Source organism: Ginsengibacter sp., from assembly GCF_057362405.1.
This window is the reverse complement of record NZ_JBMQQG010000264.1, coordinates 1-13,937: the sequence shown is the minus strand read 5'-3', so window position 1 is coordinate 13,937 and position 13,937 is coordinate 1. Positions and strand designations below refer to the sequence as shown.

Below are 13,937 nucleotides of genomic sequence, written 5' to 3'. Positions count from 1 at the left end.
CTTGCTCTTCGGTACTTCAACGGTTACATCATTTATAAATACATTTCGCAGTTGGCTTATCACTGAATCTTTATTACGATGGCCCAGCCGGATAAAAATGGCATTGCCGGTATTTACTGCATGAATGTGCTGCACATCTACATCTTCCAACACACCTCCATCAACAGACTCAATTGCAATTGCAGAGCGGAAAGTATTATAGACTTCAATGTTTTTTATCACAATATTCTTAAAACCTCCTCGTGAAGCAGTTCCTAATTTTACGGCACTGGCACTGGAGCGGACTTTACAGTTGGCAACATAAATATTTTCGCAACGACGATTTCTGTCTTCTGATTTTAAACAAATACCATCATCGGCAGCATTAATAATACAGTTGGTTATTTTAGCATTTTTGCAATCCACCACGTCGATGCCGTCATTGTTTAGAAAAGTGTTACTGAAAACGTGTACACTATCGATTATAAGATTGGTGCAATTTTTATAATCCTGTATCCATGAAGTGCCATTTTGAAGGTGAATGTTTCTTATGGTGACTCTGTCACAATTTCTAAAATCGATCATTCGGGGCCGGTTGCTCTCGCTTGGCCTGCGCTGGTGCCAGTCATTATATTGCTTCCATTCGTTATCATATAAATCACCTGCTATTAGCCTTTTATAAATGTCCTGTATGAGCAGGTCGCATTGCCCGTCAATAGTTCCTTTACCACTGATGGAAATATTTTTTGCGTCGTTCGCCACGATCCAGGCAGAAGCTCTTTGGCTTGGCCCGTAGTCGGTCCTGTCAGTACTTGCCAGCAATACGGCTTCTTCGGCAACATACAATTCAACATTCGATTTTAAATATATGACACCGCTTAGAAAGCGGCCTCCCGGAACAACCACTCTTCCTCCTCCATTTTTGTTTGCATCATCAATGGCATGTTGGATGGCTTTCACATTATTGGTAACCCCATCGGAGATAGCACCATAATCGGTTATTACAAAATCTTTCTTTTGGCTGAAGCATGCCGTAACCGAAAAGAATGTTACAAGTAATAAAGTGTTTTTTTTCAAAACATAAATTTAAATAGCACTTTCAATTTTTATTGCCAGGCTATGGCTACATACAATAGTCTAAAAAAGATTTGGCATAAATTAAATCAGTGCCGTTATAAAATTGGAAATCTTTGGCCAGGATTTTTTAAAAATGATTACTCTTTTCAAATGACGTCAATTATTTTATTGTCCTGAAAGTTTAATTAGTGACACACCATGAGGCGGTATGTTTGATGAATAACTTGCTGACGAAGTTCCTACGTTAACTTGTCGCCACAAATCCCTGACTTTATATTTCCCGGTTAATCCAAGATTACCAAAATTGATACTGATATTTTTATAGCCATCACTCGTGTTGAAAATTCCAATCGCTCGGCTTCCATCAGCGAGTTCCTTAACCCATATTTGAAATTCATTCGTTTTTATTTTTTGCTGGGCCTGCTTTCCTGCTATATCCTGGTCAATTGCCAGCACTTCATCGTTAGTTAATAGATTCAATGTAAAATTATCCAGCTTACTTACATCGCATCCGATTAAAAGCGGAGAAGATAATAAGCACCATAGACTGATGTGTGAATATTGTTCATCCGGTGTGAGGTTGGTGGCACGTAATATACCAGACCAACCTACCTTGCCAACCACAAGCATGTCGGGATCATTCCAGTTGCCCGGCTTTGCATAGTGAAATAATTCAGGATGATCAAAACCATTCGCCACAACACTTCCCCATGAATCGTTGATATCGCCGGTTGTACGCCAACTATTCCCGTTTACCTGGCCACCCCATTTCCACACATCGGCCATACCATATTGACAAAGACTATAAACAATATCTCTTGGTTGCTTTATTAATGCGTCCGCCATTAGTCTATAAGGCTTTTGATAGGCCTTTAACGTTGTGTCATTTTCTTTATTGAATACCTCCTGGTAACTGCACCAATCGTATTTTAAATAGTCAACTCCCCATTTGGCATATGTCGTTGCATCCTGCAACTCATGTTGGTAAGAGCCAGTGTAACCGCCACATGTTTTAGTTCCCGGTGACGAATACACGCCAAACTTTAATCCTTTATCATGTAACCAGTTTGCCAATCCCGCAATGTCACCAAACTTTTTGTTTGGTAATATTTCTCCATCAGCGGCTCTTTCAGGATCCTGCCAGCCATCATCTATATTAATATAACTCCAACCGTGATCAATCAACCCTTTGTCAATAAATGCCTGCGCCGAACTCTTCACTTTTTCATCATCAACCGTTAAACCCCAGCAATTCCAGCTATTCCAGCCCATCGGCGGTGTAAGCGCCAGTTCATTGCCAACCTTCAATTTAAAATTCTGTACAGCAGCACCTAATGAATTTGAAACAATGATGTCGATATCATAAGTTCCTTTGGCTTTCACTTCTCCTGTGATAATTCCTGCAACTGCGTCTATTGCCAAACCGTTAGGCACATTTGATGCGGTATAATGTAAAGGCTTTTTTCCTGTCGCAGCTATCTTAAAAATTACTGGCGAGTTGGGCCTTACACCAAATATTTTTGCACTATTAATGCGGGGCTTATCAGGAACAGGTGGCGTAAGAATGTAAGGCGTAACTTTCAATTTACTTTTTGTTTCTCCAGTGTGTTTTTCCTTAAAGGAACCTGTTATTTCGTATCTTTTATTGGGCGCCGTATTGATACTTTCAGTAATGGCTTTACCTGCCGTTAGGGTAACAGGCTTTACGATCGATCTAATAATCTTATTGGCTTGGCCATCTCTAACGGAAATAGTTAAGGTTCCTTCAAGGTCTTTGCCAGAGCTATTTTCAGCAGAACAGGTGTATTTTGATGAAATAGCGGCATCTTCGTCAAGACCCACTTCCACTACGTCTATCGGCGCTAATAATTTAATAAAAGGAACACCACCAAACATACCACCGTTGCCGGCATGATCGTACACCTTGATGGCAATAATATTTTCTTTATCCCATTGAATAAGATTACTTGTTGTTGGCAAATTATAAATCCGGTACGCATCCCACATTCCGCTATAACTACCGGCATCAGTTGGCAGAGCGCCGGTTTGTCTGATTTTCTCACCATTAAAAAAAGTTTCGTCTACATCATCAATCTTACCAAGATGAAAAGAAAGTGTGTCTTTCCAATAGGCATTCTTTTTTAAAGAAGAAGGCAGCATAAATTTGATCCGATACCAGGCATATCCGTCATACTTGTCGTAGCCTTGCAACTCCCAATTTTCATCCGTTTTAATAGAAGGCCATTGACGATCATCAAAATTGGCATCTTTCCATGCAGGGTCGTCGCCCGTATGAAATTTGGCAACAGGGAAAGAAATATTTTTTTGTGCAAATGTGTGTAATGAAAATAAAACCAGTAAAGCAAAAAATAGTTTATTCATTTAATTTGAATTTAATCACCCGAATGTAAAACAGATTGGCGGCGTTTACGAAAACTCTTTGATTTAATAATCAGTTACGCAATTTTCCTGGCATTGATCCTTACATCTTCAAGTTTTACCGCTAAGCCTGACTCCATCGACATCTTCGCTGCGTAGGCAATTTCAGTGGCTTTCAGGCCATCTACCCCACCAGCCGGCATTGGCTTATTATTTTGTAAGGCGTCAATAAATAATCGCATTTCAATTAAATAAGAATTGGCATAACGGTCCATAAAAAAATCAAGCGGCAATGCATGATGTATTCCTTTTTCATCATAAATAACATTGCGATTATGCAAATTATTTTCCACTTTTATCATACCGGCATTTCCGAAAATTTCCAGGCGTTGATCATAACCATAAGCAGCTTTCCTGCTGTTGTCAATAACTGCATAAGTACCATCTTCAAAAATTAAAGTTGTTAATGCAGTGTCTATGTCGCCGGCTTCTCCAACTGCTTTGTCTACTAAATTCAAACCGCGTGCATATACTTCAACAACCTCTTTATCCATTATATATCTTGCCATATCAAAATCGTGTATGGCCATATCCATAAATAAACCGCCTGAATTTTTTATATAATCAATAGGTGGCAATCCAGGATCGCGGCTCGTAATCTTCACAATTTGAACATCGCCAATTACTCCCGCACGAACCGATTTATAGGCTTGCATAAAATCAGGATCAAATCTCCTGTTAAAACCGAGCATCAGCTTAACACCAGCATCCACGGCCATTTCACTCAGTGATGCCGTTCGTTCCAGTGAAAGATCCATTGGCTTTTCGCAAAAAATATGTTTGCCGTTTTTAATCCCTTGCTCAATCAAATCAGCATGTGAACTAGTAGGCGTGCAAATTAGTATAGCCTGTACATCGGGCAGTGCAATTACCTCATGCGCATTTTTTGAAAAAGTAATTTTATCATATTTTTTTTCGAGAGATGTATCATATAATGGATCAGCTACTGCGATAATATTTACGCCCGGGAAATGTTGCTCAATATTTTTGAAATGAATTTTACCGATGCGTCCCATCCCTAGTAATGCAATGTTAATTTGCTCCATCTTGTTTTATTTTTTAATTGAGTTTGAAAGAGTTTTTATAAGCCTTTATCGCATAAATATTGCCGGTTGTTTTCAGCACATTGTTTGGGATTGCCCATTCCAGGCAAAACATCCTGCTCCACTACAATCCATCCATCGTAATTTTTATTTTTTAAAAATTGAATCACAGCCTCGAAATCAACATCGCCTTTACCCAGTTCGCAAAACACACCATGCTGAACCGATTGAAAATAATCCCAATTATTTCTTGCTGACGCTGCAGCTACTTCGGATGAAAAATCTTTAAAGTGTACATGCCAGATGCGATCCCAATATTTTTCAAGAATATCCAACGGATTTTTTCCACCACCAAACATGTAATGTCCTGTGTCAAAACAAAGACCAACCAGGGCGGGATCGGTAATTTGCAGGAAAGCATTTATTTCTTGCGGGGTCTCAACATAGCCGGCACAATGATGATGAAATACTGTTCTCATTCCGTACTTATTTTTTACTGCGCTTGCAACCTTCTCTGCTCCTGCTCCAAATATTTTCATTTGGGCATCTAGCAGGCCGCCCTGTCCGTTTGTTCTACCTGCATTCTTTGTTCTAAATTCCACGGTTCCATTCTCATCGGCCAATACAATAAATGCATCTTTATAACCGGCATCATACATCAATCCCGCAACCTTTAAAGCTTTTTCAACACCGGCCTCATGCGCACTTTCGTTGGATAATGCAACCGGCACGAAAGCTCCCAACAAGCTAATATTTCGTTTCGCAATTTCATCATGTAATGCTGTTGGATCTGTTGGCATAAAGCCCCAATCGCCCAATTCTGTTCCGGCATAGCCTGTCTCAACCAATTCATCCAACACCTCTTCATATCCTAATGATTTTCCTTCCAATTCAAATTCCAGGGCGCCCCAGGAACAAGGTGCGTTGGCAATCTTTATTTTCTTTTCCATAGTAGTTTTTAAAATTTTCTTGACCATTCCTTTGGCCAGCGTTCTATTACGACTTTTGTTTGTGTAAAAAATTCAATGGCATGTTTACCTTGTCCATGCAGGTCGCCGAAGAAACTTTCTTTCCAGCCGCTAAAAGGAAACTGTGCCATCGGAGCCGCCACGCCAATATTGATTCCAATATTGCCGGCCATTGCCTGGCTTCTGAACTTGCGGGCACTTGAACCACTGCTTGTGAAAAGGCAGGCCATATTTCCGTACTTACCGTTATTGATAAACGCAATTGCATCGTCTACTGTTTTCATGTGCAGCAGGCTCATAACCGGGCCAAAGATTTCTGTTTTTATAAGTTCTCCATCAACCGGAATATTTTCAAGAATAGTAGGTTGTATAAAATTTCCATTTTCATAATCTTTAATCAAAGTGTTTCTTCCGTCCAATAAAATTGAACCACCTTCTGCTTCGCCCTGTGCAATAAGGGTTTCAATTCTTCTCTTACTTTCTTTGCTGATAACGGGCCCCATTTCCACTCCTTTGTTTAAACCAAAACCAACATTTCTGGCCTTCGCAGATGCATACAATGAATCACGTATTTTAGAATTATCATCAACTGTTATCACAACTGATGCTGCGAGGCAACGTTGACCGGCACAGCCATAGACGCTATCAGTAACAATCTGTGATGTCATTTCAATATCTGCATCGGGCAATATAACAACAGGATTTTTTGCACCACCCTGCGTCTGCACTCTTTTGCCATTGGCCGTGCCACGGGAATAAATGTATTTGGCTACCGCAGTGCTTCCTACAAAACTGATTGATTTTATATCCGGATGATCGAGTATCGCATCAACAGATTGTTTTCCTCCATGAACCAAATTAATTAATCCTTTAGGAATGTCTAATTGATGGATCAATTCAAATATTTTCATCATCGTTAGCGGCACCTTTTCCGAAGGTTTTATGATCATGCTATTGCCGCACGCAATGGCATAAGGCAAAAACCAAAAAGATATCATTGCCGGGAAATTAAAAGGTGCAATACACGCAGTTACACCTAACGGTTGCCGTATCATGTACTCATCAATTCCGGTTGCAATGTTTTCTAAAAACTCACTTTGCAAAAGCATCGGCGCTCCACTGGCCACTTCTATATTTTCAATGGCTCTTTGAATTTCACCGTTAGACTCAGCTAACGTCTTGCCACACTCGAAAGTTATGATGCGTGCAATTTCATCCGCATTATCTTCGAAAAGCTGTTTCAATTTAAACAGGGGTTGAATACGTTTCAGAACGGGCACATCTTTCCATTGCTGATAAGCAAGATTTGCCGCGAATGCGGCCGCCGTTACGTCATTAGCTGTAGCCGCTCCAAAGGGCACTTTTGCCAATACCTCGCCAGATGCAGGATTCAAAACATCATTGGTTTCTTTTGAAGCGCTTTGAACCCACTGCCCATTGATATAATTTTTTAATACATCCATTCTTATTCTTTATTTTGATTTTTACAAATGATATTTCTGCTTTTTCTTATTGTTTTGTAATTTCTCAAGACTCGCTTTAACGGAACTAACGGTTGATACTTCCGCCACCGGAACTTCCCACCATGCATAACCATCAACCCTTTCCTCGCGGTCTGTTTCAATATAAATTACCGTGGTCTTGGTTTCATTTTTTGAATCAGCCAATGCCTGTTTAAATTCATCTATGCTTTTTGCACGGAATACAACGGCGCCCAAACTTTCAGCATTGGTAGCCAAATCAACGGGCAAGTAATTACCGGTAAGTTGTCCCGTTTTCTTATCCCGATATTTATAAACTGTACCAAAGCCGTTTGTTCCCAATGATTTTGAAAGCCCGCCAATACTGGCATACCCGTTATTGTTAAGCAGTATGATAGTAAGTTTATAACCCTCTTGTATAGACGTAATTATTTCCTGCGACATCATTAAATAACTTCCATCGCCCAGCATTACATAAATCTCCCTTGAAGGATCAGCCATCTTCGCACCGAGCCCTCCGGCAATTTCATATCCCATACACGAATAGCCGTACTCAAGATGAAAACCCTTACTGTCCGACGTTTTCCAGAGTTTATGTAAATCTCCCGGTAAACTTCCGGAAGCGCATACAACTATGTCTTTTGCAGCGGAAAAATTATTTACAGCTCCGATTACTTCACCCTGGCTTACCGGAATTCCGTGATTCAATGAATAAACGCTGTCCACAATCTTATTCCATTCTGCTTGGCTCTTTCTTATAGCATTTTCATATTTATCAGCAACTTTATAGTTCTTTAATAACTTATCCAGGTCTTTAATCGATTCTCTCGCGTCACCAACAACGGGTAAGGCTGCCTGCTTGAAAGAATCAAATTCTGAAACATTGATATTAATAAACTGAACAGATGGATTTAGAAATCCGCCCTGGGACACTGTTGTAAAATCGCTATATCGTGTTCCGATACCAATAATTACATCGGCTTTTTCACATGCGGCAATTGCACCGGGAGTTCCTGTAACGCCCGCTGCGCCTAAATTCTGAGGTTCATCATAATGCAAGCTGCCTTTACCGGCAAACGTTTCTGCCACGGGAATCCCTGTTCTGTTTACCAGCTTTTTTAACTCATTGCACGCATCGCTATATATAACACCACCACCTGCAATGATCACCGGGTTCTTTGATTTACTGATAATAGCAGCCGCCTTTTGTAACATATTTTTATCTGCTCTTAATCTTGGAATTTGCCAAACTCTTTTCCTGAAGAAACTAAGGGGGAAATCGAAAGCTTCCGCCTGAACATCCTGCGGCATGGCAATCGTAACAGCACCCGTTTCAGCCGGGGAAGTTAGTATGCGCATTGCATTCATCATTGCCGGTATCAACTGTTCCGGGCGATTGATGCGATCCCAATATTTTGAAACAGGTTTAAAACAATCATTGACTGAAATATCTTTTGAATACTGGTATTCTAATTGCTGCAGCACAGGATCTACCGTTCTTTTGGCGAATATATCACCCGGCAACAGCAACACCGGTATGCGATTAATGGTAGCGGTAGCGGCCCCGGTAATCATATTAGTAGCGCCCGGTCCTATCGACGAAGTGCACACAAATGCACCTAACCTGTTTTTAACTTTCGAGTAGGCAATAGCGGTATGAACCATCGCCTGCTCATTTCTATATTGATAATATTTGAAAGAAGGGTATTGATATAATGCCTGACCAATTCCACCAACATTGCCATGCCCGAATATGCCTAAACATCCTGCGAAAAAGGGACTTTCTATCCCGTCTCTTTCCACATATTGCTTTTGCAAAAATTCGATGGTCGCCTGTGCGGTAGTTAATCGTTTTGTTTTCTCTGCCATTTTATAAAGTATTTCGTTTATGCATTTAGGTTATATTCTATCTTTTTATAGTCCTCCCCTTGATTCAATAAATTTCATCAGTTCATCATGATAAGGCATTGCATTGGCGCATCCTGATTTTTGTACCACCCACGCACCACTGGCATTACCCAACCTGCAGGCCTTGTAAATATCCCAACCCTTCAAATAGCCATAAATAAAGCCACTTGCAAAAGCATCGCCTGCTCCCAATACATTTAATATCTCGACAGGAAACCCGGGTACATCCTGCATCCTGCCATCCTTATAATAAATGGTTGCGCCTTTTGAACCTCGTTTTACGATCAATAATTCGGGACCTGATTTTATTATTTTTTGGATAGATACTTCTATATCGCCTTTTATTTCGGGAGCTGAAATTTGCTGATGGCTGATGTGCACCTGGTCAGCATTCTGTAAAGTTGCTGCCAGTATCTCTTCTTCGGTTCCAATAGCAATTTTTACTTTAGGCAAAATGGCTCTTACCATTAAACCGAACGATCGCAAATCTTTCCATTGATCAGCCCTAAAGTCCATGTCTAAAACTACAGCAACGTTATTATCGAATGCTGTTTCAATTGCATAAAAAACAGCACTGCGGCTTGGTTCAATATTTAATGCCGTAGCTGAAATTTCGAGCATTTTATATTGATCAATCTTAGCGGCTATTACATGATCAATTGTTACCTGGCTATCGGCTGCATTATCGCGGTAGTAAACTAACGGGAACCTGTCAGGTGGTTCTATACCCAATACTACCGCACTTGACCTGGCTCCATCAATGCGTGCAATTGTGTTTGTATCGACGTTTTGATTTTTCAAAAAATTAATAATGAAGTCGCCGACCTTATCATTTCCAATACCAGTTAATAAAGAAACCCTGGCACCAAGGCGACTTGCTCCTACTGCAATATTCAATGGAGAACCACCGACAAAAGCATCAAATCCTTTTATATCAATAAATTCTGCGCCAATATTCTGTGAGTACAGGTCTATTGAAGATCGGCCGAATGTTATTAAATCAAATTCCTTCTCTTTCATAAAAATAATTTCATTGATTATTCATCGCTGCATTTACCATAGGAATGCGTGGATCAACTCCTTTCCACGAATTAAAAATCCATTCATGATCCGGGTCGGGGGTGTTCGCTAACGACTGATCGCTACCTGCTAAAAAATTTAAATAGTAGCAATTGTATCCATGTGCAGCGACCACCGGGTGATACCCTTTTGGAATTAAAGCAACATCATTTGTTCTTAACTGCATCAGTTCGTTAAGGCTTCCATCAGAAGTGTAAACATGTTGCAACGCATAGCCGGTTTTCTTATCTATTTTATAAAAATAAAATTCTTCCAAACAAGCTTCGGTTACGGCACCGTTAGTATCTACTTTTCTTTCATCATGTTTATGTGCCGGGAACGAACTCCAATTGCCTGAAGGTGTGTAGACTTCTACGGCTATTATATTGCTGCATCCAAAACCAGGCTCCACGAGACTGTTTATTTGCCGTGTTGCATTATCACCACCACGAATTTCAATAGCGGCTTCTTCCGGATTCTTAAACCTGGCAGGAAAATCTTGCGTTGCGAGACACCAGCCTGCGGCGATATCCAACAATTCACTTTCAGCAGCAATTGAAAAAGAAGTATGTCTTGGCAAATAAAGTGTGTGGGCAATTCCTTCAAAGACGCTCTTTCTGCCATTTGTTGTCTGCCAACTGCCTCTGTTAGTGGATGCGGAATAATTACCGCTTAATAATATAAATGCATATTCGTTCTCTCCCGTATTTCCCTGCCATATCTCACCTTTGCGCATCAATCTCGCCTCCATATTAAGATGCGTCCATCCGGCATCTTCGGCTGTAACTTTCTGGTACACCCCGAAGGTTTGAGTTGGATGTTTAATTAAATAACTTTCCTTCATCTCTTTAATTTTAATTTAAATGAATTGATGATGATTTTCCTTTGCAGCCAAAAACTTCAAAACGCTCTATCATAAATTCTTTATAGGCTTTCATATATTCTTTACCCGGAATTACCGGATCAAATAATTCAGGTTGTTCAGCAAAAAATTTACGATGCACTTTTGTCCATAGCAAGCGCAGATCAGTTGCGATGTTTACCTTGCATATTCCATATTGTACGGCCCTTTTCAATTCTTCATCGGTAACGCCACTGGCATTTTCCATTAACTTTCCACCATAACGATTTATCTCATTAATATCATTTTTATTAACACCGGAACTTCCGTGCAACACCAACGGAAAGCCGGGTAACTGCTGTTGAATTTTTTCAAGCACACTAAATTGCAATCCTTTGCCGCCACTGAATTTATAAGCGCCGTGGCTGGTTCCAACGGCAACCGCGAGGCTGTCGCAACCGGTTCTTTTTACAAACTCTTTAGCAAGAGTCGGATCAGTATATTTTGCATTTTCTTCTTCAATACTCAGGTCGTCTTCAACGCCACTTAATACACCAAGTTCAGCTTCCACCACGATATTTTTTTTATGCGCCGCCTCAACAACGGCCGTCGTTCTTTTAATGTTCGTTTCAAAATCATCATGCGAAGCATCGATCATTACAGACGTGTACCCGTTACCGATAGCATCAAACGCGTGCGCTTCTACGCCATGATCCAAATGAATTGCATATATGGCTTTTGGATAAATATCAGAGGCTGCCCTTATCATTGCAACCAGCATTGCGGGATGTGCGTAATTCCTGGCCGCCGGCGTCAATTGAATAATGACAGGTGTTTCAGAATCATGTGCCGCTGCAAACAAACCATGCACCTGTTCCATCGTAAATACGTTAACTGCAGCAATCGTGTATTTGCCATAGCAATCATCAAATAATATTTTAGGAGAAACCGGCTTCATTCTCTTTTATCTAAAGTAGCAACATTCAGCTGCACTTAAAATGTGAAATAAAAATTTTCTCTTACTCTTTTAAAATTAAACTTGTCACTTACCAATTCGCAGCTTTCTGAATAACAGAACGATATTTTTCATACATCGCTTTTGCCATTACGATCGGGTCACCTGTTGTGGTAAGCTTATAATCCTTTCTTTCATTCACCCAATGCCATTCCCAATCTTTGATTTCTTTGTTGAATGCCGCCATATCAATTTCCCGGCCTGCACGCAAAGCTGCTGAACCTTTTGCAAAAAACTGCTGCCAACGCGGCTTATAAAAATCATTCAGCAAACCGCTCCATTGCCGGCACGCATACTCGTGCAATGGACAATCCTTATCTCCCCAAAGTGTAATAAGATCTTTTGCATTAAATTCATACAAAGCTTTTTCCTTTTCATTGTTTCCCCATTTCCTTGCACTGCCTACCCAGGGTCCTAATAAAAAGTCTTTTCGGGTAGCCACCAGTTTATCCATATCGTCAATCAAGGTAAGGAACTGTTGGCTATATTTTGCGAAAGCAACTACATTCTTATTTTTATACGCCTGAACAAATTGTTGCTGCAGCGGGCTGGCATAGTTAGCCAATACCTGTCGTGTGACATCGACTAAATCAAACTGAAATCCATCACTTCTTTTGCAGGCTGGAATCGCTTTCATCATTTCATCCCATGCAGGCAATAAATCTTTAGCTGCATAATTTAATTTTGTATTAGCCCATTGCGTCGAAGAGTCAAATGTAGGCCTGGCCTCGACGATAGATTCCGCACCGTCTCTCTTGTATCTATAAGCAGGAACTGTGTAAACAGTCTTACGTAAGATATTCCACGCATTTAAAGCATGCCTATCCATTATTCTATAACGGTTTAGAATATACGCAGCAATCCATTCATCTAAGTTGATGCTTTCATGCCGCCACGTGTTATCCGTCATCAGTTCATACATCACGGGGTTTTGCTCAATGGCTTCCATTGTTAAACCAATACCTTTCATGCTGCCGCTTGCAGGATCGTTCAATGCATTAGCAGGTTCTTTTGCGACAGTTTCAATACGGCCAAACAAATTAGTATTGCCGCCAAAATTGTTCAACATATTCCAAATCCAGGGTTTGCCGTAAAAAGCATCTGTGCGTTTCCAAATGGGTTCGATTTCCGTAGCGAGGTCTAACACAATCATTTTATCGTTGGGGACGGCTTTTAACAATGCTTCCGTTTGTGGTTGCTTCCAGAATTTTCTATCGCTAAAAAATAACCATCCCTGCATTACCCAAATGGCAGCCGTATCCGCTTCTTTCATTCCATCGTAAACTTTAGCGCTCAAATCACTTAAATAAGAGGGTTCATTTGATGGCGGCTCATTTTCGTTAAAAGTATCAGCGCTGTATAAATGATCTGTCCCAAGCATGGCAGTTTGCTTCTGCAAAAAACGTTTTCCCAATTCAGCAAAAAGTGAATCGTGCGCATCAAGAATATAGGTGTCAGCAAAACCGTTGTTCCAGTTGGTAGTTTTCAGTTTTGCCCCGGGAAATCTCTTTTTAAAAGCCGCAGGTACGTGACCGGTAAAGGCAGGCAAAACAGGCTTCATACCTAACTGCCTTTCGCGGTTGATTATTTTCTTTTCCAATTCAAAATGCGATTTCATCCAACTCAATGGCAGCGGGCCTCCCCAGCCATCGAGGTTACCCATCCAGAACCATGAAAAATAAGATGGGCCGCAAAAGAAATCTTTCAAATCATCATCACTAAAACCCATGTCCTTATAAACAAGGTACCAGGTATATTCTTCGCCCGTTATTGCCAACGGCATATTGATACCGTGCAATGCCATCCAGTCAATTTCTTTTTCCCAGCGTGGCCAATCCCACCAACTCATACTATAATTGAAAGTGCAATAATTCATATAATAGCGGTATTCATAAGGAGTTACTTTATGAATTTTTTTATGAGGAAATGGTAGTGTAGCCGGCAACGTTAGGTTAGTTCCGTTCCATGTTATTTGTGCATGACAATATTCATTAAGATAATAATACAAGGCTGATGCAATCGCTACTCCATCGTTCCCTCTTAAAATTATTTTGTTGTTTGCTGTTTCAATCTCAAATACATCTTTATTTTTTTCCGTAGGAATTTGTTGGATGGTAAAGCGGCTTG

Annotated in this window: 10 protein-coding genes; all 10 read right to left on the bottom strand. The window is 40.4% G+C overall.

The window, feature by feature from the left end; genetic code table 11:
• Positions 1-1,056 (bottom strand): glycoside hydrolase family 28 protein (locus ACO1O5_RS21920; RefSeq protein ID WP_486274103.1); only part of this gene is annotated, 1,056 nt, incomplete at its 3' end.
• A gap of 165 nt (positions 1,057-1,221) precedes the next feature.
• A complete protein-coding gene (locus tag ACO1O5_RS21915) occupies positions 1,222-3,438 on the bottom strand; it encodes a putative Ig domain-containing protein (protein WP_486274102.1) in 2,217 nt (738 codons plus the stop codon).
• 74 nt (positions 3,439-3,512) lie between these two features.
• Complete coding sequence (gene iolG / locus ACO1O5_RS21910; protein WP_486274100.1) at positions 3,513-4,541, bottom strand: inositol 2-dehydrogenase; 1,029 nt, start codon at positions 4,539-4,541, stop codon at positions 3,513-3,515.
• Positions 4,542-4,576: 35 nt separating this feature from the next.
• A complete protein-coding gene (locus ACO1O5_RS21905) occupies positions 4,577-5,488 on the bottom strand; it encodes a TIM barrel protein (RefSeq protein ID WP_486274098.1) in 912 nt (303 codons plus the stop codon).
• An 8-nt stretch (positions 5,489-5,496) separates the two neighbouring features.
• Positions 5,497-6,969, bottom strand: a complete 1,473-nt coding sequence (locus ACO1O5_RS21900) for a CoA-acylating methylmalonate-semialdehyde dehydrogenase (protein ID WP_486274096.1) — start codon at positions 6,967-6,969, stop codon at positions 5,497-5,499.
• Positions 6,970-6,990: 21 nt separating this feature from the next.
• Positions 6,991-8,856, bottom strand: a complete 1,866-nt coding sequence (gene iolD, locus ACO1O5_RS21895; RefSeq protein WP_486274095.1) for a 3D-(3,5/4)-trihydroxycyclohexane-1,2-dione acylhydrolase (decyclizing) — start codon at positions 8,854-8,856, stop codon at positions 6,991-6,993.
• A gap of 45 nt (positions 8,857-8,901) precedes the next feature.
• Positions 8,902-9,915, bottom strand: coding sequence for a 5-dehydro-2-deoxygluconokinase (iolC, locus tag ACO1O5_RS21890; protein ID WP_486274094.1), 1,014 nt, complete (start codon positions 9,913-9,915; stop codon positions 8,902-8,904).
• A gap of 10 nt (positions 9,916-9,925) precedes the next feature.
• Positions 9,926-10,798: a 5-deoxy-glucuronate isomerase gene (iolB, locus tag ACO1O5_RS21885; RefSeq protein WP_486274093.1), complete on the bottom strand. Its 873-nt coding sequence runs from the start codon at positions 10,796-10,798 to the stop codon at positions 9,926-9,928.
• Positions 10,799-10,808: 10 nt separating this feature from the next.
• Positions 10,809-11,753, bottom strand: a complete 945-nt coding sequence (locus ACO1O5_RS21880; RefSeq protein WP_486274092.1) for a class II fructose-bisphosphate aldolase — start codon at positions 11,751-11,753, stop codon at positions 10,809-10,811.
• 88 nt (positions 11,754-11,841) lie between these two features.
• Positions 11,842-13,937 (bottom strand): alpha-N-acetylglucosaminidase (locus ACO1O5_RS21875; protein WP_486274090.1); only part of this gene is annotated, 2,096 nt, incomplete at its 5' end.